Below are 18,467 nucleotides of genomic sequence, written 5' to 3'. Positions count from 1 at the left end.
AAATAGATTAACCTGGAATCGAACCGGTTAGAACACCCAAAGTTTGTCGGCAGGCAACTGCAACCAATAGTTTCCGGGCTCCAGCTTGTACTTCGAATATGCGCGCAGGCCGAACTCGGCGCCGCCCGCAGGGCTCTTGAACAGGCATTCGAAGCGGTCGCCGAGATACATGCAGGTCAGCAGCGGCAGCTCGATGGCGTTGTCCACCGGCGTGGGGCTGATCTTCACTTCCTCGACACGGATGATGGTCGACGGCTCGCCGCCGCCGGCGCCGCGCGCGGTGCCGCTCACCATGGTGCCGTTGACGTCGAGCCGCACCAGCGCGCCGTCGCGCTGCACCACCTTGGCCGGCAACCGGTTGTTACTGCCCATGAACTCCGCGGTGAACAAGGTCTCCGGCGTCTCGTACATGCTTTGCGGCGTGCCTTGCTGCTCGATCTTGCCGTTATTGAGCAGCAGGATGCGGTCCGAAATCGCCATGGCCTCGGCCTGGTCGTGGGTCACCATCAACGCCGACAGGCCCAGTCGCACGATCAACTCGCGCAGGAAGGCGCGCGCTTCCTCGCGCAGTTTGGCGTCCAGGTTCGACAGCGGCTCGTCGAGCAGGATCACCGGCGGGTTGTAGACCAGCGCGCGGGCGATCGCCACGCGCTGCTGCTGGCCGCCGGACAACTGGTGCGGATAGCGCTCGGCCAGGTGGCCGAGGCCCAGGTTTTTCAGCACGTCGGCGACTTTGTCCTTGATGTCGCCGGAGCTCATCTTGCGCAGCTTGAGGCCATAGGCGACGTTGTCGAACACCGTCTTGTGCGGCCACAGCGCGTACGACTGGAACACCAGTCCCAGGTTGCGGTGCTCGGCCGGCATCTCGAAGTTCTTCGAACCGTCGTAGACGGTGCGTTCGCCGATGGCGATGGTGCCCTGCTTGGCGCTTTCCAGGCCGGCGACGGCGCGCAGCAAGGTGGTCTTGCCGCTGCCCGAAGGCCCGAGCAGCGCCACCACTTCGCCTTTTTGAAGGTGCATCGACACGCCCTTCAGGATTTGATTGGCGTGGGCGCCGGTGCCGTAGTCCAGGTGCAGGTCGTTGACGGTGAGTTCATTCATGATGGTGTCTCGTTTCATATTATGTGACGCATTGTTTGAATCAATTATGCAGCTTCACGCCAAAGCGCAAGGCGATGCCCAGGCCGATGGCCACCAGCGAGATATTGATGAACGAGAGCGCCGCCACCAGATCGGTGGAACCGGTCGCCCACAGCGACACGATCATCGCCCCGATCACCTCCGTGCCGGGCGTGAGCAGGTACACGCCGGTCGAGTATTCGCGTTCGAAGATCAGGAACACCATCAGCCACGCGCCCAGCAGGCCGTATTTCACCAGCGGCAGCGTGACATCGCGCGTGACCTGGCCACGTTTGGCGCCGACCGCGCGTGCGGCCTCCTCCAGCTCCGGGCCCACCTGCAGCAGCGCCGTCGAAATCAGGCGCATGCCGTAGGCCAGCCACACCACCGAATACGCCAGCCACAAAGCGAAGATGGTCGAGCGCACGGAGCGCAGCACCGGTATCGCATGTTCGCTGAGCCACAGCGCCACGCCGTTGTCCATGCCCTTCAAGGCGCCATCGAGCCAGCTAGGCACGAACAGGAACACCCACAGGAACGACAGGCCGGCAAGCAGGCCGGGAACGGCGCGCGGTACCAGCACGCTGTAATCGAGGAAGCGGGTGATGGCGTCGGGCTTGCGGTGCATCGCCAGCGCGATGGCGCTGTAGCAGATCACCGCCAGCGCGCCGCCGATCACGCCGATCAGCACCGTGTTGACGATGCCGCGCACCAGCGCCGGCTGCTCGAAGATCTCGCGGAAGTGCTGCAACGTCAGCACTTCGGCCAGTTTGACGCCCTCGCCCCAATACTGGACGAAGGAGCGCAGCACGATGCCCGACAGCGGCATGATGATGGTGAACATCAGCCACGCGAAAATCAGCGCGAAGGCCAGCCACTTCCAGCGGCCCAGCGGCATCGCTTTCGACCGCGCGCCCTTGCCCTTGATGGAGACGAACTTGTTGGCCGACTTGAGCAGGTAGCGCTGCACCATCACCAGCGGCATCGTCACCATCACCAGGCAGACGGCGACAGCGGCCATCAGGTGGTACGACGGCGTGCCCAGTTTGTTGGTCAGCTTGTACAGGTAGGTGGCCAGCACCATGTGGCCTTCCGGATCGCCCAGCACCAGCACCAGGCCGAACACCTCGAAGCCGAGGAAGAACACCAGCACGCCGGCGTACGCCAGCGCCGGCGTGATCATCGGCAGCGAGACGTTGAACATCACCTGCAGCGGCGAGGCGCCGGACACGCGCGCCGCCTCCTCCACATCCGATCCAAGGCTTTTGAGCGCGGACGAGGCGTACAGGTAAACGTGCGGCACGTGTGTCAGGCCGGCGATCACCACGATGCTGGTGAACGAGTAGATATTCCACGGGATCACACCGAGGATGTCCTTGGCCCACAGCGAATAGAAGCCGACTGGCCCCATCGAGACGACGTAGCCGAAGCCCATCACCATCGGCGAGACGAAGATCGGCACCAGCAGCAACGGCGCGATGAAGCCCTTGGCCGGCAGGTCGGTGCGGATCATCAGGAACGCCAGCATGCCGCCCAGCGGCACGGCGATGACGGTCAGGCCGGTGGCCAGCAGGAAGGCGTTCTCGAACGCCACGGTGAAATCGGGGTCTTCGAAGATAAAGCGGTAGGCGTCGAAGCCAAGCTCCTTGACCGGCATGAAAAACGGCGCGCTCAAAAAGCTTTGATAGAAGATCAGGAACAGCGGCAGGAAGATGGCGATGGAGGCAAGCACCACCACCACGCCGCGCGGCCAATTGAGGCTGCGCCGGCCGGAGCCGGAGAGTGTCATAGTTTGCATAGGAATTCCGTTTTTACGAACGCGTGCGGGCACCCGGCCCCGTGTCGGCAAGGGGCTGGGTGGACCTGGGGTGAGGCTTGTGTCGAACGCTTTACTTCAGACGATTACTTCTTGCCGGCCGATTCTTTCCACTGCTTCAGGAAGGCCATGCGCTTGGCCGGTCCCAGGAACTGCAGCACCATCGGATGGACCGGCACCGGCTTGACGTTGTCCTTGCCGATTTGCTTGATCAGGTCCGCCGAGGTGGTCTCGCCGGTGACGTCGGCGCGGATCGCGAACAGCTTGGAGTCGTTGGCGATGATGGTCTGGCCGCGATGGGACAGCATGTAGTCGAGCCACAGCTTGGCGGCGTTCGGGTTCTTCGCGCTCTTGCTGATGAAGAGCACGCGCGACATGATCAGCGTGTAGTCCTTCGGCAGGATCACGCCCAGCGAGGGATCGGTCTTGGCGCGCACCAACGCGTACGAGCCGACCACGTTGTAGCCGATCAGATTCTCGCCGGACGAGATCCGCTCGAGCATGGTGCCGGTCGACGACTGCACGCGCACCTTGGCGGCGCCAAAGGCGTTGAGCATGTCGAGGAACTTCGGATTCTCACGCGCGTCCTGGGTCATGAACATGAAGCCCACGCCGGACTTTTCGATGTCGTAGGTGGTGACTTTGTCCTTGAACTTCGGCGTTTGAATCAGCTTGGCGAAATCGGCGTGCGTCTGCGGCGCTTCCTTGGCGTCGACCAGGCGCTTGTTGTAGACGATGGCGGCCGGCTCGAAGGTAGTGCCGTAGGCTTGGTCGTCCCACATCGACCATGCCGGCAGCTTTGGCGCCTCGACAGATTTATACTTCATCGCGTAGCCGTCGGAGGCCAGGCGCATTTGCAGGTCCATCGCCGACGACCACACCGCGTCGGCGGTGTTGCCGCCGGCCGCCACCTCGGAGATGAAGCGGTTGTACACCTCGGTCGAATTCATGTCGTTGTATTCGACCGTGATGCCGGGGAACTGGGCGCTGAAGTCCTTGATCAGCGGCGCCGTGGCCTTGCTGTCGGTAGCGCCGTAGACCACCAGCTTGCCCTCTTTCTTGGCGCCGTCGATGATCTTCTGGTAGTCGGCCGGATAGCCGGCCGGCACCTGCGCCAGGGCGGCCGTGGAGCTTGCGAACAGCGCGAACGAGAGGGACGCGCATGCGGCGGCCATTGAGGTCTTGAACATCATTTTTTTGTCTCCAATTGTTTTAATATTTTTTTTGTGATCAGCGCACCAGACCGAGTTCGGCGGCGTGCCTGCCGTAATCGTCTACGGCCTTTGCTACATAAGCTTTCAGCGCATCGCCGGTCAGCGCGAACGGGTACAAGCCAGACGCCGCGCGCATTTTCGCGAACTGCGGATCGGCCAGCACGCGGTCGAACGCCGCCACCCACTGCCGGTAATCCGCATCCGGCACCTGGGGGCCCATCCACAAACCGCGGATGATCGGCCACACCACATCGATCCCCTGCTCGCGCGCTGTCGGCACGTTGGCCAGCACGCCCGGCAGGCGCTTGTCCGACAGCACCGCCAGCACGCGGGTATTGCCGCTGGCCGCGTACAGCGACGCTTCGCTGGCGTCGCCCGATACGACCTGCACATAATTCGCATGCATCGCGGTGAAGGCCTCGCCACCGCCCTCCAGCGCCACGAAGCGCAGCACCTTCGGATCCAGCCCGGCGGTCTTGAACACCATCGCCATCTTGAGCCAGTCCTGGCTGCCGATGGTGCCGGAGACGCCGATCAGCACCTTCTGCGGATTCTTCTTCAACGCCGCCAGCAGCTCAGCCAGCGTCTTGTAGGGAGAATCGGCGCGCACCGCGATCATGCCGTAATCCGTTCCCAGCGCCGCCACCCAGCGCACGTCGTTCGCCGTGGCCTTGCCGAACTTGCCCTGCGCCAGATTGAGCAGCGAGCCGCCGGAAAAAGCCACCAGCGTGTTCGGCTCCGCGCGGCGCCGCTGCGACACCAGCGAATGCCAGGCCACCGCGCCGATGCCGCCCGGCAGATAGGTGATCCGCATATCCGACGGCGGCGGCTTGGGCGCATCGCGCAAACCCTGCAGGCCCTTTTGCGCAAGCTTGCATGTGAGGTCCATCGCGCCGCCCGGTTTGGACGGGACGATGCACTCCAGGCTTGCCGCCCGCGCCACCGCGCAGAGTAAAAACGGCGCGGCAATCAAAGCCTGCAAAACTTTAGTCATCTTTTAGTTATCTTAGAGCGGTGAAGCTTTCAAAGCGCTTTCAGGCCGCATCGACTTTCACATAAATATCGACGCGGCCCGGTCTTCGTTGCGAAGCGGCTTAGAAGCGGTGCTGTATGCCGGCGGTGATGCCGCGCTGGCTGTTGGCGAAGCCGGCGTCGTCGCGCGACAAGCCGGTGAGCTGCCCGTTCTTGGCCTTGGCGTAGGCGCCCGTGACATGCAGGTCGGTGCGCTTGGACAGCGCGTAGCGGTAACGCAGCACGTACATGGTCGGATCGGCGTCGCGGCCTGCGGCCACGTTCTTGACGTTGATGTGGTAGATCGCCGCCGTCAAGGTGGTGACCTCGTTCGGCTTGAAGGCCACGCCGCCCCAGGTGGTGGTGCCTTCGACATCGGCGGTCGCCGCGCGGCCGGCGGTGAGGTTGTAGTCGCGCAGGACGGCCCAGAATTTCAGCGGACCGGTTTCGTAGTTGGCGCCGATGTGCCACACGGTGTTTTCGTCGCGGTTGCCGGTGGCCGGCACGTTGTTGCCGTTGTTGCGCTCATAGGTGGCCATCAGGTTGGCGCCGCCGATTTTATAGGCGACGGTGGCGCCCATCTTGGCGCTGTCGGCCACGCCGGTGGTCTGCTCGCCGGCCGAGTAATTGGCGCCGAAACGCCAGTCGCCGAAGGTGCCGCTGTATTTGATCAGGTTATCGTAGCCGGTGGTGAAGCCGTATTTGCTTGGACCGGTGGCCGGACCTGTGGTCGCCCACGAATAGTAAGGCGCGAAGCCCATCGGATCGAAGCTGATCACCGTGTCGTAGACACTGGTGAAGGAGCGGCCGATGACCACGCGGCCGAAGGCGCCTTCCAGACCCACGTACGACTGGCGGCGGAACAGCGCGCCGTCCTGGGCGCCGGTGTCCATCAAAATGCCGCCTTCCAGATTGAACACGGCCTTCAGGCCTCCGCCCAGATCCTCGGTGCCTCGGAAGCCCCAGCGCGAGGTGTTCATGCCGCCCGAGATGACGCGGGTCGCGCTGCCGCCGGTGGCGCTGGTGTTATTGGCGTTTTCGACGCCGACGTCCAGCAGGCCATAGACTTGCACATTCGATTGGGCCTGCGCGGCACCGCCAGCAGCGGCTGCCAATGCCAGGATGGCAAGGCTAATTGCGGATTTTTTCATTGTGTCTCCAGGTTATAGTTATTCGTGATGCCTGATATTTGCTATCAGGATGCCACTATAGAAGTCGCTTCCTTTCAATTACCTTTCACTCACCTTGCACTGCCCAGGAAGGGGTATTTCCTGTCGCCCTCACGCCACAAAGCCGATAGGCCTTCCCTTTTCACGCGCGGCGGACGATGATTCTGTCCTTACACTGAACCTATTTTTTCGCCATGGCAAGAATTTATGCGCATACTGTTAGTTGAAGACCACACCGAGCTGTCCCATTGGCTGGCCAAGGCGCTGCGCGACGCCCACCTCACGGTCGAATGCGCGGACAACGGCGCCGACGCCGACGCCCTGCTGCACACGCAGGATTACGCGCTGCTGATTCTGGACCTGACCTTGCCGCGCATGGACGGCCTGGAGGTGCTCAAGCGCCTGCGCGCGCGCGCCGCGCCGCGCAGCCAGACGCCGGTGCTGATCCTGACCGCGCGCGGCGGCCTCGATGAACGGGTGCAGGGCCTGAACCTGGGCGCGGACGACTATCTCGCCAAACCGTTCGAACTGGCGGAGCTGGAGGCGCGCGTCAAAGCCCTTCTGCGGCGCAGTGTCGGCAACGAGGCGCTGGTGCACCGCTGCGGCGCGCTCAGTTTCGACACCGTCACGCGCATGTTCACCTACGCCGGCAACCCGCTGGCGCTCACGCCGCGCGAACACGCGGTGCTGGAGACCCTGATCACGCGCGCCGGCCGCGCCGTCTCGAAGGAAAAACTGTTCGACGAAGTGTTCGCGCTGGCCGACGACGCCAACATCGACGCCATCGAACTGTATATCCACCGTGTGCGCAAAAAACTCGACATCGCCGCGCCGGACGCCGCCATCATCACCACGCTGCGCGGCATCGGCTACCTGCTGCAACCGCGTCCGGCGCTCGCCGCCGACTGACGCGCAGCACCTTTGCCGATGTCGATACCGATCTTGACCAGGCTCGCCAGACGATTCGGCCCCGGCGCCACGCTGGGCAGCCTGCGCGGCCAGTTGCTGCGCTGGTTGCTGGGGCCCTTGCTGGCACTGGTCACGCTCAACACCGTCTCGGTCTACCACAACGCGCTGGACGCCGCCGATGTCGCGTACGACCGCTCGCTGCTGGCGTCGACGCGGGCGCTGGCCGAACGCGTCTCCATCGTCGGCGGCAAAGTGGTGGCCGACGTGCCCTACGTGGCGCTGGACAGCTTCGAGACCGACACCCTGGGCCGCATCTATTACAAGGTCACGGGCATCGGCGGCGAAACGGTGTCCGGCTACGGCGACCTGCCGGCGGTGCCGGCCAACGTGCCGCGCTCGGAGGCCTATCCGGCGCTGGTGCGCTTTTATCACGCCAATTACAACGGCCAGCCGGTGCGCATCGCCGCGCTGCTGCAGCCGGTGTACGACGACTCGATGCGCGGCATTGCGCTGATCCAGGTGGGCGAAACGCTGGAGGCGCGCCGCGGCCTGTCGAACCAGATCCTGTTCGACACGCTGACCTGGCAGGCCTTGCTGCTGCTGGCACTCGCGCTGCTGGTGTGGTTTGCGGTGCGGCTGGTGCTGCAGCCGCTGATGCGGTTGAAGATCGCGGTGGAAACGCGCAGCCTGAACGACTCCTCCGACGTCGATCCGGCGCTGGTGCACAAGGAAGTGCGGCCGCTGGTGGCGGCGATGAACAGTTCGCGCTCGCGCCTGCAGCTGTTAATCAGCAGCCAGCGCCGCTTCATCGCCGACGCCTCGCACCAATTGCGCACGCCGCTCACGGTGCTCAAGACGCAGGCCGAACTGGCGCTGCGAGAATGCGACCGCCCCGGTGTGGCGCCCGAGGACACCAAGGCGGCGCTGCGCCACATCGTCCACAGCATCGCCGCCACCACCGACTCCACCGTCAACCTGGCCAACCGGCTGCTGACATTGGCCCGCATCGAGCATGGCGGCGACGCCGACGGCGCGGCGGCGCAGGCCGAGCCGGTGTCGCTGCGCGACAGCGCGCGCCAGGTCGGACTGGAGATGGCGATGGCGGCGGTGGCCAAGAATATCGACCTGTCGCTGGAAGCGGAGCGCGACTGCGTCGTCAGCGGCCAGGCCTTGCTGCTGCACGAGATGATCGCCAACCTGGTCGACAACGCGCTGCGCTACACGCCCGCCGGCGGTCAGGTGGGACTGCGCGTGATCGAGGGCGCCGATGGCGTGGTGCTCGAGGTCGAGGACAGCGGTCCCGGCATCGCGGCGCCGGAGCGCGAGCGCGTGTTCGCGCCCTTCTACCGCGCCGCCGCCACCCTGGAACGCAACCCCGGAGGCGCCGGGCTGGGTCTGGCCATCGTGCGCGACATCGCCAACCTGCACGGCGCCACCATCGCGCTCGACGCCGGCGCCGGCGGCCAGGGCCTGAAAGTGACGGTCGTCTTTCCGGCCGCCTGAACGCCGTAGCGCGTGTAGCGGTAAAATAGCGCCATCGACTTTCCGCTAGAAAGACACACATGATTACCAAAGAAGAAATGGTCGAGCTGTTCGCCGACATGCAGCAGAACGCCCCGTGGGACAGCAACAAGCCGCTGTTGTGGGGCTACTTTTTCGCCGACCAGGACAAGGCCAAGCTCGAAGCGGCGCAAGCGCCGCTGAAGGCCAAGGGCTACCAGATCGTCGGCATCTACGATTCCAGGCCCGAAGGCGACGCGCCGGCGCTGTGGTGGCTGCACATCGAAAAGGTGGAAAAGCACACGGTCGACACCCTGCACGCGCGCAACCAGCAGTTCTACAAGTTCGCCGAGGAGCATGGACTCGAATCCTACGACGGCATGGACGTCGGCCCGGCGGCATGACGCCGATGCCAGCGGCAGACCTGGCGGCGCACGCGCGGCCCGTCACGGCCGCATAACGTTGGCGCGCGCCATAGCGCGCGCCAAGAAATATTTCCAATTAAACACACCCCGGGCGCCGTTTCGCCTATCATTTAGACATTTTTCCTCTTTAGACCACCGATGCTCTCGAAACTCTCGTTTCGCCAGTTGCTGCTGGGCGTCTTCCTGTTGATTGCTGTGTTGTTGAGTGCCGCCTCCCTGCACGCGCTGTGGACGCTGGACAGTCTCGCCTTCCACAGCCGCGACAGCGGACACCATGCGCTGGCGCTCACTGAAAACACCCAACAGCTGGCCGAGCGCAGCGTGGCGATGACCCGTAGCGCCCGCCAATATCTGGTGCTGGACGATCCCGCCTTCCGCATGCGCTATGCCGACGCCTGGCGCGAGGCGCGCGCCGCGCTCGACGTGGTCCAGCGCGGCCTGCCGCACGCGCCCAACATGGCGTTCGACACCTGGCGCCAGGCCGGCGAGCAAGCCTGGGACATCCTGCAGATGCCGACCCGCGCGCGCACCGCCGCCCGGCGCCAGGCGCTGGAGAAAGTGCTGGCGTTGTTGCCTCGCATTAACGCCCAGCTGGCCGAGGAGGTCAAACTGGAGGTCGAACTGCGTAACACCGCGCTGCTGACCGAGCTCGACCAGCGGCGCGCCGTGCTCAAGGCGCAGGTCATCGCCTCCATCGTGGTGGCCGCGCTGCTGGCGGGCGGCTTCGGCCTGTGGCTGTCGCGGCCGCTGGCGCAAATCGAATCGGCAATCGACCGGCTCGGCGCCAACCGTTTCGACGAGGTCATCGAAGTGCGCGGACCGGCCGACCTGCAGCGCGTCGGCCTGCAACTCAATTGGCTGCGCCAGCGCCTGTCGAATCTGGAGGAAGACAAGTCGCGTTTCCTGCGCCACATCTCGCACGAACTCAAGACCCCGCTGGCGGCGCTGCGCGAAGGCGTTGCCCTGCTGGAAGATGGCGTGGCCGGCGCGTTATCGCCCAATCAGCGCGAAATCGCCGGTATACTGAATCAAAACACGGCGGCGCTGCAGTCGCAGATTGAAGCGCTGCTGCGCTACAACGAAGCCACGTTCGACGCCCACCATCTGCACCTGGAGGCGACCGACCTGTCGGCGCTGCTGGCGCAAGCGATCGACAGCCAGCGCCTGCAATGGCAGGCGGCCAAGCTCACCGTCAACACCGAAGGCACCGCACGGCCGATCATGGTCGACGCCGACAAGATGGCCGTGGCGATCGGCAACCTGCTGTCGAACGCCGTGCGCTTCAGTCCCCAGGGCGGCGTAATCAGTTTCAGGCTCGAAGAACGCAACGACCGGCTGCTGATCGAGTGCGCCGACCAGGGACCTGGCGTGGCGCCGAACGACACGGCGCGCATCTTCGAACCGTTTTACCAGGGCCAACGCCAGCCGCCCGGCGCGCGCCGTGGCAACGGCATCGGCCTGTCGATCGTGCAGGAATACATCGCGGCGCACCATGGCATGTTGCAGTTGCTGCCCACCGAACGGGGTGCCCGCTTCCGAATTGAATTACCTTATTGAAGTCCTGATTGTGAATATGATGCCTTACGCAAAATACTTGTTATCCCGGGCGCCGGCGCACATGCTGTGCGCCCTGCTCAGCCTGACCCTGGCGGCCTGCACCCAGGTCCAGCCCAAGCCGGCGCCGGTGCCGCAGCCGCCACCGCCACCGGTGGTGGTGGAACTGGCGCCACCACCGCAACCGCTCGACGAGATCGGCCCGCTGCTCAATTATCACCAATCGCTGCGGCGCATGAGCCAGGGCGAGCTGCTCAAGGAGCTTAGCGGCCTGACCCAGCAATCGCGCAGCCCGCGTCTGTCGATGCAAATGGGAATGGTGTTGATGCTCACGCGCGGCAGCGGCGACCTGGCGCGCGCGCAGACGCTGTTCGACGCCGTCGGCAATTCCACCGATAGCGAGGCGGCGGCCTTCAAACCGCTGGCGCTGGTACTTTCGAGCAATTGCGCCGAAGCGCGCCGGCTGGCCGAACACGCCGACCGGCTGGCGGCGCAGCAAAAGGAGAGCCAGCGCCGCATCGAGCAGCTCAACGACATGGTGGAGGGCTTGAAAAACATCGAGCGCACCCTGCCGGTCCGCCCGGCCGCCAGCGCGCCGCAGGGGATCATCAAATGAGCGCGGCCGACGACCAACTGGCCGCCGCCGGCGCCGCCCGCAATCCGGCCGGCAAGGGCGCACACTTATTAGTGGTGGACGACGACGCCGACCTGCTGCGCTTGCTATCGATGCGCCTGACCGCCAACGGCTACCGTGTCACCGGCGTGGGCAGCGCCGAGGCGGCGCTGGCGCGCATGTCGATCGAGCTGCCTCGTCTGGTCATCAGCGACATCCGCCTGCCGGACCGCGACGGCATGTCGCTGTTCCAGGAGATCCGCCACAACTACCCGGCCCTGCCCGTCATCCTGCTGACCGCCCACGGCACCATTCCGGACGCGATCGAGGCCACCACCCTGGGCGCGTACGCCTACCTGACCAAGCCGTTCGACGCCAAGCTGTTGCTCGACCGCATCGCCCAGGCCCTGAGCCTGTCGGCGCCGGCCACCAGCCCGTCGACCGGCGACGAGGCCTGGCGGGCCGGGCTGATCAGCCGCAGCCAGTGCATGGACGAACTGCTGGCCGAGGCAAGGCTGGTGGCCGCGTCCGACGCCAGCATCCTGATCCGTGGCGAAAGCGGCACCGGCAAGGAGTTGCTGGCCAACGCCATCCACCGCGCCAGCCGCCGCGCCAAGGCGCCCTTCATCGCCGTCAATTGCGGCGCGATTCCCGAGGCGCTGCTCGAATCGGAGCTGTTCGGCCACGTCAAGGGCGCCTACACCGGCGCCGTCAACGCCCGCGAGGGCCTGGTGCAGGCGGCCGACGGCGGCACGCTATTCCTCGACGAGATCGGCGATATGCCGCTCTTGCTGCAAGTTAAGCTGTTGCGCGTGCTGCAAGAGCGCGTGGTGCGCCAACTGGGCTCGGACATCCCCCGACCGGTGGACGTGCGCATCCTGTCGGCCACCCACCGCGACCTCGACACGGCGATGCTGGAAGGCCAGTTCCGCGAGGACTTGTACTACCGGCTCAACGTCATCACGTTGACCTTGCCGCCGCTATCGCAGCGGCGCGAGGACATCACGCCGATGGCCACGCAGTTCCTGCACACCCTGGCGGCCAAGTACGGCAAGACGGTGCGCGGCTACGCCCCTGACGCGCTGGAGGCGCTGACCACGGCCTCGTGGCCGGGCAATGTGCGGCAACTATATAACGTTGTCGAACACGTATGCGCGCTGGCGACCGCGCCGCTGATTCCGCTGTCTCTCGTGCAGCGGGCGCTGCGCGTGCCGTCGCTGGAGGTGCTCAGCTACACGGAAGCCAAGCAACGCTTTGAGCGCAACTACCTGGTCCAGCTGCTCAAATTGACCGACGGCAATGTGGCCGATGCCGCCCGCCTGGCCGAACGCAACCGGACCGAGTTCTACCGCCTGCTGCAGAAATACGACCTCGACGCCAGCCTTTTCCGCACCGACCCCACCCTTGTCGCCGCTGAGCGACAAGACGATTCCCTTAAAAATCAATGAGTTAGCAAATGGCGGCAATAGCCTGTCGCCATTTCCCGACAAATTCCCTGGAATATGGACGGAAACATCACGATTTGACAATTCTTTTTAAGTAACTCATCCGTAAGCTCATGATTTTAAACGGATTAAATGAGCTGGCACGGCGATTGCTAAGGATAGGGTAACGTCACTGACGTTTCACCTTAACTTGTAAAGGAAAAATCATGATGACTACCAATCTGATCGCCCGCCTGATGGTTGCAGCAACCCTCACCGCTGCCGCCGCTACTGGTACCGCATTCGCTGCGGGTCAGCAAGAAGGTGCTATGGCTGGAGCCGCCAAGACCGGCACCGCCACCAATGACGATGCGATCACCAGCAAGATCAAAGCTTCCCTGGCCGATCAAAAACAAATTGGCGTGACCACCACCGACGGTGTGGTCGTGCTGAGCGGCGCCGTGCCGAGCACTGAAGTTGGCACCAAAGCCATTCAGGTAGCTTCCGCAGTGCCTGGCGTTAAAGAAGTAAAAAGCGAACTGACCGTCGCTTCGAAGTAAGCAGCACCGTAACGATTACGCAGTAATGTGTATCCGCAGTAAAAACCTTGCAGTAGAGTAACCGTAGTACCGTAACACCACCCTAGTAACTGACCCTTTTCCGGGTAGCGTGCGTAGACGCTACCCGGACTTTTTTTGCCTGCAGAGTTGCTAGATAATCAATATTTACCGATTATCCGGCCGCCCCCGCTCCTGTTACTCAGCTCAGGTTTTCGAGGCGAATCTTGGTCACGCTGCCGCACACGGTCGACAGCCCTTCCATCTTGGCGATCGCCGCCGTCACGTTCTTTTCCTGCGTCTGGTGCGTCAGGAAAATGATGTCGGTCTTGGTTTCGCCGTCGGCCGGTTCCTTTTGCAGCATGGCGTCGATCGAGATCGTCGCGTCCGCCAGGATGCGGGTCAGGTCGGCCAGCACGCCAGGCTGGTCGCTGACGTTCATGCGCAGATAGTAGCTGGTGGTGATTTCCGACATCGGCAAAATCTCGATATCGGTCATCGCGTTCGGCTGGAACGCCAAATGGGGCACGCGGTGCTCCGGATCGGCCGTGGCCAGGCGGGTGATGTCGACCAGGTCGGCGATCACGGCCGAGGCGGTCGGTTCGGCGCCGGCGCCTTTGCCATAGTACAAGGTGGCGCCGACGGCGTCGCCCTGCACCAGCACGGCGTTCATCGCGCCTTCGACGTTGGCGATCAGGCGCTTGCTCGGGATCAGCGTCGGATGCACGCGCAGCTCCACGCCTTCCACGCCGTTGACCTTGGCGCGCTTGGCAATGCCCAGCAGTTTGATGCGGTAGCCCAGTTGCTCGGCGTAGCGGATGTCGATCGCGTTGAGCTTGGAGATGCCCTCGACGTGCGCCTTGTCGAACTGAACCGGAATGCCGAAGGCGATCGCCGACATGATGGTGGCCTTGTGCGCCGCGTCCACGCCCTCGATGTCGAAGGTCGGGTCGGCTTCGGCGTAGCCCAGTTCCTGCGCCTGCTTGAGCACCGTGGCGAAGTCCAGGCCCTTGTCGCGCATTTCGGAGAGGATGAAGTTGGTGGTGCCGTTGATGATGCCGGCCAGCCATTCGATGCGGTTGGCGGTCAGGCCTTCGCGCAACGCCTTGATGATCGGAATGCCGCCGGCCACCGCCGCCTCGAACGCGACCATGACACCCTTTTGTTGCGCGGCCGCGAAGATCTCGTTGCCATGCACGGCCAGCAAGGCCTTGTTGGCGGTGACCACGTGCTTGCCGTTGGCGATGGCTTGCAACACCAGCGCCTTCGCTTCGTCGTAGCCGCCGATAAGCTCGACGACGATGTCGATTTCGGGATCGTTGACGATGTCGAACGGGCTGGCGACCACTTTGACCTTGCCGCCGGTGCGCTCCTTGGCGCGCTCGAGGTTGCGGGCCGAGACGGCCACCACTTCGATGCCGCGGCCGGCGCGCCGGCGGATTTCTTCCTGGTTGCGTTCCAACACATTGAACGTTCCGGAGCCGACGTTGCCGACGCCTAACAAGCCTACTTTGATGGGTTTCATATTATCGTTTCTATTGATCTGCGGTTCGGTGGAGCGTGGAGGCTAGAAGCTGGCGCCGTGGCGTTTGCGGTAGCCTTCCATGAATTTGGCGATGCGGCCAAAGGCCTCCGTCATATCGTCCGAGTTCGGCAGGAACACGACGCGGAAGTGATCCGGCGCGATCCAGTTGAAGCCGCTGCCCTGGACGATCAACACTTTCGTTTCTGCCAGCAATTCGTAAGCGAACTGCTGGTCGTCCGCAATCGGATAGATTTTCGGATCGAGACGCGGGAACATGTACAGCGCCGCTTTCGGCTTGACACAAGTGACGCCCGGAATATCGGTCAGCAGCTTGTAGGCCAGATCGCGTTGCTTTAACAGGCGCCCGCCCGGTCCCACCAGGTCTTGTATCGACTGGTAGCCGCCGAGCGCAGTCTGGATCGCAAACTGCCCCGGTGCGTTGGCGCACAAGCGCATCGAGGCCAGCATGTTGAGGCCCTCGATATAGTCTTTCGCATGGGATTTTTCGCCCGACACCACCATCCAGCCGGAACGGTAGCCGCAGGCGCGGTAATTCTTCGACAGGCCGTTGAAGGTGACGAACAGCACGTCGTCCGCCAGCGAGGCGATCGAGACGTGCTCGGCCTCGTCGTAGAGCACCTTGTCGTAAATCTCGTCGGCGTAGATGATCAGCTGGTGCTGGCGCGCCACGTCGATGATCTGTTGCAGCAGCTCCACCGGATACAGCGCGCCGGTCGGGTTGTTCGGGTTGATGACGACAATAGCGCGCGTGTTCGAAGTGATTTTGCGGCGGATGTCTTCAATGTCCGGATACCATTCCTGCTGCTCGTCGCAGATGTAGTGCACCGGCGTGCCGCCGGACAGGCTGACGGCGGCGGTCCACAGCGGATAGTCGGGCGCCGGCACCAGCACTTCGTCGCCGGTGTTGAGCAGCGCGTTCATCGACATGACGATCAGTTCCGACGCGCCGTTGCCGAGGTAAATGTCGTCGATCGACACGCCGGCGATGTTCTTGCCCTGCGTGTAATGCATGACCGCCTTGCGTGGCGCGAACATGCCTTTGGAATCGGTGTAGCCGGCTGCGTTGGACAGGTTGATCTTCATATCCTGGACGATCTCGTCCGGGGGATCGAAACCGAACACGGCCAGGTTGCCGATATTGAGCTTCGTGATCTTGTGGCCTTCCTCCTCCATTTTCCGGGCTTTTTCCGGCACCGGGCCGCGGATTTCGTAGCAGACTTCCGCCAGTTTGTTCGATTTTTGAATCGGTCGCAAAATAAAATCCTGTCTTGGTGAGGCAAACCGCTGTGGCCTGCCAAAAACACGTTGGCGGCCTGTGCTGCAATGCGAAAAGAACCATTCTGCCGAAAGCCACCCGTTTAATCAACCTCTGGCAGGGCTAAACGGCGAAGCGCCCCTTGAAAAAGGCTACAATGTCACCCATACCACGTTATTCCGCGCACCACGTAGACATCTGCGGCCCCGGCCCCGTTGCCCACACGAACGCCATCAAACAGCAAATACCATGAAGCTCCACGCAAGCGATACCAAAAAGTACCAAACCGTCACCGGCTACGATGAGACCGGCGTCGAGATCAACGCCGAGCGCTACAACTACAGCCTGATCGTGTTGCCCGAAACCGAGCCGCGCGCCTGGCCCGCGCCGACCTTCGAATCGATCACCGCCGAGCACTTCGACATCATCGGCGCCGATTCGCCGGACGTTGTCATCCTCGGCACCGGCGCCAAGCAGCGCTTCATCCACCCGCGCCTGACGGCCGCGCTGACGATGCGCCGCATCGGCGTCGAATGCATGGACAGCCAGGCCGCCTGCCGCACCTACAACATCCTGATGGGCGAAGGCCGCAAAGTCACGCTGGCGCTAATCATCGACAACACCGGCAAGGCGGACGCCTGAGCCGGCTGACGGCACAAGGGGCACGGCGATGAACGACCACCCCTACGACGACCCGAACGACCACGACCGCCGGCAACGCGCGGTCGTCTTCGCGCACCAGAACCTCGGCGTGCGCTGCCTGAAGGTGTTGCTGGCCGGCGGCGTCGATGTCGCGCTGGTGGTCACCCACGATGACGACCCTGGCGGCGACCACGACGGCGAATCGGTGCGCTCGCTGTGCCGCGAAGAACGCCTGCCCTGCATCGCCCCCGACGACGCCGAATCGCCCGCGCTGCTGGAACAGGTGCGCGACGCCATGCCCGACCTGCTGTTCAACTTTGACTATCGACACGCGCTATCGGCCGATCTGCTGGCGGTGGCGCCGACCTACAACATGCACGGCTCGCTGCTGCCGGAGTTCCGGGGCGGCGCGCCGGTCGCGTGCGCGGTGCTGCAGGGCGCCACCGTCACCGGCGCCAGCCTGCACGAGCTCACGGCCGAGCCGGACGCAGGCGCCGTGGTCTCGCAGGTGGAGGTCCCCATCCTGCCCGACGACACCGCCTTCGAAGTGGCCGTCAAGGTCACCGTGGCGGCCGAACAAACCTTGTGGCGCGTGCTGCCGTCGCTGCTCGACGGCACCGCGCCGCGCCTTCGCGTCGACGGCCGACCAGGCTCTGGTCCGGACGGACATGCCCGCGCGCCCACGCTCGAGGACGGCCGCATCGACTGGCGCCAGCCGGCGCGGCAGGTCTACAACCTGCACCGCGCCGCCGCGCCGCCCTACGGTGGCGCGTTCACCGACGTCGCCGGCGTGCGTTACGTGATCGAGCGCGCGCGGCTGTCCGGCAATTTCGGCAACGTCGTCGCCCTCGGTTTGCCACCGGGCTTGACCGTAGTGGATAATTGCATCTTTGGCGTGTGCGGCGACGGCCGCATGCTGACGATTTCCAGCCTGACCGCCGACGGCGCGCCCGTCACGGCCGAGCAACTGCAAACGCGGCTGCGGGCGCGGCCCTAGGACGCGTGTCACCGCCAAGATTTACTTTGTGCGCCGTCTTGAAGCGTGAAAACCCGCCCTCATATTGTCGATGTCCATCTCCAGGAGAAAACCAGTGGCTGATAGCCAACCCGTTGTTACCGACTTTTCCGCCCCCATGACCGGCGGCCAGACTTTCCAGCTGTCGGGCCGGCCAGCGCGCCATACCGTGCTGTTTTTCTACCCGAAGGACAATACTCCCGGCTGCACCACCGAGAACATCGCCTTCCGCGATCTGTACGAGCAATTCCAGGCCGCCGGCACCGAGATCTACGGCATCAGCCGCGATTCGCTGCGCTCGCACGAAAGCTTCAAGGCCAAGCTGGGCCTGCCTTTCGAGCTCATTTCCGATCCCGACGAGGCGGTCTGCGCGCAGTTCAACGTCATGAAAATGAAGCAAATGTACGGCAAGACCGTCCGCGGCGTAGAGCGCAGCACGTTTGTCATTGACGCTAACGGCCAATTGGTGAAAGAATGGCGAGGCGTGAAGGTAGCGGGTCACGTCGATGAAGTGCTGGAATTTGTGGCGCGTCAGGCTTAACAGGTTTGCGCGTTGCCTTTCAGAGTTGCTCAACCGTAGCAGAATCATGCGCATCCAGCCATTTTGTTAACCATTTTGAGTCATCACTGTCACTCTTCCCACCCTACATGGTGGCCAGCCGGCCACCACGCGGTACGTTCACCGGGCAAGATGTGCG

General features: G+C 63.8%; 17 protein-coding genes. 10 read left to right on the top strand and 7 right to left on the bottom strand.

Annotated features, from left to right (window positions below; translation table 11 throughout):
• Window positions 1–27: 27 nt before the first annotated feature.
• From ACZ0BA_RS01290 to ACZ0BA_RS01270, 5 genes are all read right to left on the bottom strand, one after another.
• Window positions 28–1,101: an ABC transporter ATP-binding protein gene (locus tag ACZ0BA_RS01290; RefSeq protein WP_463449562.1), complete on the bottom strand. Its 1,074-nt coding sequence runs from the start codon at window positions 1,099–1,101 to the stop codon at window positions 28–30.
• 40 nt (window positions 1,102–1,141) lie between these two features.
• The gene (locus ACZ0BA_RS01285; protein WP_463449561.1) at window positions 1,142–2,917 is read right to left on the bottom strand and encodes an ABC transporter permease; all 1,776 of its coding nucleotides are present in this window, start codon (window positions 2,915–2,917) and stop codon (window positions 1,142–1,144) included.
• Between the two features lie 104 nt (window positions 2,918–3,021).
• On the bottom strand, window positions 3,022–4,128 hold the full coding sequence (locus tag ACZ0BA_RS01280) for an ABC transporter substrate-binding protein (protein ID WP_463449560.1): 1,107 nt from the start codon (window positions 4,126–4,128) through the stop codon (window positions 3,022–3,024).
• Window positions 4,129–4,165: 37 nt separating this feature from the next.
• Window positions 4,166–5,143: a Bug family tripartite tricarboxylate transporter substrate binding protein gene (locus ACZ0BA_RS01275; RefSeq protein ID WP_463449559.1), complete on the bottom strand. Its 978-nt coding sequence runs from the start codon at window positions 5,141–5,143 to the stop codon at window positions 4,166–4,168.
• 100 nt (window positions 5,144–5,243) lie between these two features.
• Window positions 5,244–6,311 carry a porin gene (locus ACZ0BA_RS01270; RefSeq protein WP_463449558.1) on the bottom strand — a complete coding sequence of 356 codons (1,068 nt, stop codon included), beginning with the start codon at window positions 6,309–6,311 and terminating at the stop codon, window positions 5,244–5,246.
• 225 nt (window positions 6,312–6,536) lie between these two features.
• On the opposite strand from ACZ0BA_RS01270, the gene ACZ0BA_RS01265 reads away from it, so the two are divergent.
• From ACZ0BA_RS01265 to ACZ0BA_RS01235, 7 genes are all read left to right on the top strand, one after another.
• Window positions 6,537–7,238 (top strand): response regulator, encoded by a 702-nt coding sequence (locus ACZ0BA_RS01265; RefSeq protein ID WP_463449557.1) that lies wholly within the window; start codon window positions 6,537–6,539, stop codon window positions 7,236–7,238.
• A gap of 18 nt (window positions 7,239–7,256) precedes the next feature.
• Window positions 7,257–8,741 carry a sensor histidine kinase gene (locus ACZ0BA_RS01260; protein ID WP_463449556.1) on the top strand — a complete coding sequence of 495 codons (1,485 nt, stop codon included), beginning with the start codon at window positions 7,257–7,259 and terminating at the stop codon, window positions 8,739–8,741.
• A 59-nt stretch (window positions 8,742–8,800) separates the two neighbouring features.
• On the top strand, window positions 8,801–9,142 hold the full coding sequence (locus ACZ0BA_RS01255; RefSeq protein ID WP_463449555.1) for a ribonuclease E inhibitor RraB: 342 nt from the start codon (window positions 8,801–8,803) through the stop codon (window positions 9,140–9,142).
• A 159-nt stretch (window positions 9,143–9,301) separates the two neighbouring features.
• Entirely contained in the window at window positions 9,302–10,720 is a 1,419-nt protein-coding gene (locus ACZ0BA_RS01250) for a sensor histidine kinase (protein ID WP_463449554.1), read from the top strand.
• Window positions 10,721–10,736: 16 nt separating this feature from the next.
• Window positions 10,737–11,333, top strand: a complete 597-nt coding sequence (locus ACZ0BA_RS01245) for a hypothetical protein (RefSeq protein ID WP_463449553.1) — start codon at window positions 10,737–10,739, stop codon at window positions 11,331–11,333.
• The gene (locus tag ACZ0BA_RS01240) at window positions 11,330–12,778 is read left to right on the top strand and encodes a sigma 54-interacting transcriptional regulator (protein WP_463449552.1); all 1,449 of its coding nucleotides are present in this window, start codon (window positions 11,330–11,332) and stop codon (window positions 12,776–12,778) included. The genes ACZ0BA_RS01245 and ACZ0BA_RS01240 overlap by 4 nt, the downstream gene beginning before the upstream one ends.
• A 203-nt stretch (window positions 12,779–12,981) precedes the next feature.
• On the top strand, window positions 12,982–13,314 hold the full coding sequence (locus ACZ0BA_RS01235; RefSeq protein WP_090314725.1) for a BON domain-containing protein: 333 nt from the start codon (window positions 12,982–12,984) through the stop codon (window positions 13,312–13,314).
• Window positions 13,315–13,513: 199 nt separating this feature from the next.
• Here ACZ0BA_RS01235 and ACZ0BA_RS01230 read toward each other — a convergent pair whose 3' ends face one another.
• The gene (locus ACZ0BA_RS01230) at window positions 13,514–14,836 is read right to left on the bottom strand and encodes a homoserine dehydrogenase (RefSeq protein WP_463449551.1); all 1,323 of its coding nucleotides are present in this window, start codon (window positions 14,834–14,836) and stop codon (window positions 13,514–13,516) included.
• Between the two features lie 42 nt (window positions 14,837–14,878).
• Complete coding sequence (locus ACZ0BA_RS01225) at window positions 14,879–16,111, bottom strand: pyridoxal phosphate-dependent aminotransferase (protein ID WP_463449550.1); 1,233 nt, start codon at window positions 16,109–16,111, stop codon at window positions 14,879–14,881.
• A 250-nt stretch (window positions 16,112–16,361) separates the two neighbouring features.
• Here ACZ0BA_RS01225 and ACZ0BA_RS01220 point away from each other — a divergent pair, with 250 nt between their 5' ends.
• The 3 genes from ACZ0BA_RS01220 (at window position 16,362) to ACZ0BA_RS01210 (ending at window position 18,310) form a co-directional block, all read left to right on the top strand.
• Complete coding sequence (locus ACZ0BA_RS01220) at window positions 16,362–16,754, top strand: Mth938-like domain-containing protein (protein WP_463449549.1); 393 nt, start codon at window positions 16,362–16,364, stop codon at window positions 16,752–16,754.
• 28 nt (window positions 16,755–16,782) lie between these two features.
• Window positions 16,783–17,751 (top strand): formyltransferase, encoded by a 969-nt coding sequence (locus ACZ0BA_RS01215; protein WP_463449548.1) that lies wholly within the window; start codon window positions 16,783–16,785, stop codon window positions 17,749–17,751.
• Window positions 17,752–17,845: 94 nt separating this feature from the next.
• Window positions 17,846–18,310 carry a peroxiredoxin gene (locus ACZ0BA_RS01210; protein WP_463449547.1) on the top strand — a complete coding sequence of 155 codons (465 nt, stop codon included), beginning with the start codon at window positions 17,846–17,848 and terminating at the stop codon, window positions 18,308–18,310.
• The last annotated feature ends 157 nt before the right edge of the window (window positions 18,311–18,467 follow it).

The sequence above is a fragment of the Duganella sp. AC917 genome, assembly GCF_979258245.1.
This window is presented reverse-complemented; position numbering and strand designations above follow the sequence as displayed.

Excerpts from the sequence above, each read along its gene's own strand:
- ACZ0BA_RS01290 (WP_463449562.1), bottom strand. The coding sequence starts at position 1,101 with ATGAATGAACTCACCGTCAACGACCTGCACCTGGACTACGGCACCGGC.
- ACZ0BA_RS01230 (WP_463449551.1), bottom strand. The coding sequence starts at position 14,836 with ATGAAACCCATCAAAGTAGGCTTGTTAGGCGTCGGCAACGTCGGCTCC.
- ACZ0BA_RS01250 (WP_463449554.1), top strand. The coding sequence starts at position 9,302 with ATGCTCTCGAAACTCTCGTTTCGCCAGTTGCTGCTGGGCGTCTTCCTG.
- ACZ0BA_RS01280 (WP_463449560.1), bottom strand. The coding sequence starts at position 4,128 with ATGATGTTCAAGACCTCAATGGCCGCCGCATGCGCGTCCCTCTCGTTC.
- ACZ0BA_RS01215 (WP_463449548.1), top strand. The coding sequence starts at position 16,783 with ATGAACGACCACCCCTACGACGACCCGAACGACCACGACCGCCGGCAA.
- ACZ0BA_RS01255 (WP_463449555.1), top strand. The coding sequence starts at position 8,801 with ATGATTACCAAAGAAGAAATGGTCGAGCTGTTCGCCGACATGCAGCAG.
- ACZ0BA_RS01220 (WP_463449549.1), top strand. The coding sequence starts at position 16,362 with ATGAAGCTCCACGCAAGCGATACCAAAAAGTACCAAACCGTCACCGGC.
- ACZ0BA_RS01260 (WP_463449556.1), top strand. The coding sequence starts at position 7,257 with ATGTCGATACCGATCTTGACCAGGCTCGCCAGACGATTCGGCCCCGGC.
- ACZ0BA_RS01235 (WP_090314725.1), top strand. The coding sequence starts at position 12,982 with ATGATGACTACCAATCTGATCGCCCGCCTGATGGTTGCAGCAACCCTC.
- ACZ0BA_RS01265 (WP_463449557.1), top strand. The coding sequence starts at position 6,537 with ATGCGCATACTGTTAGTTGAAGACCACACCGAGCTGTCCCATTGGCTG.
- ACZ0BA_RS01245 (WP_463449553.1), top strand. The coding sequence starts at position 10,737 with ATGATGCCTTACGCAAAATACTTGTTATCCCGGGCGCCGGCGCACATG.
- ACZ0BA_RS01240 (WP_463449552.1), top strand. The coding sequence starts at position 11,330 with ATGAGCGCGGCCGACGACCAACTGGCCGCCGCCGGCGCCGCCCGCAAT.
- ACZ0BA_RS01270 (WP_463449558.1), bottom strand. The coding sequence starts at position 6,311 with ATGAAAAAATCCGCAATTAGCCTTGCCATCCTGGCATTGGCAGCCGCT.
- ACZ0BA_RS01275 (WP_463449559.1), bottom strand. The coding sequence starts at position 5,143 with ATGACTAAAGTTTTGCAGGCTTTGATTGCCGCGCCGTTTTTACTCTGC.
- ACZ0BA_RS01285 (WP_463449561.1), bottom strand. The coding sequence starts at position 2,917 with ATGCAAACTATGACACTCTCCGGCTCCGGCCGGCGCAGCCTCAATTGG.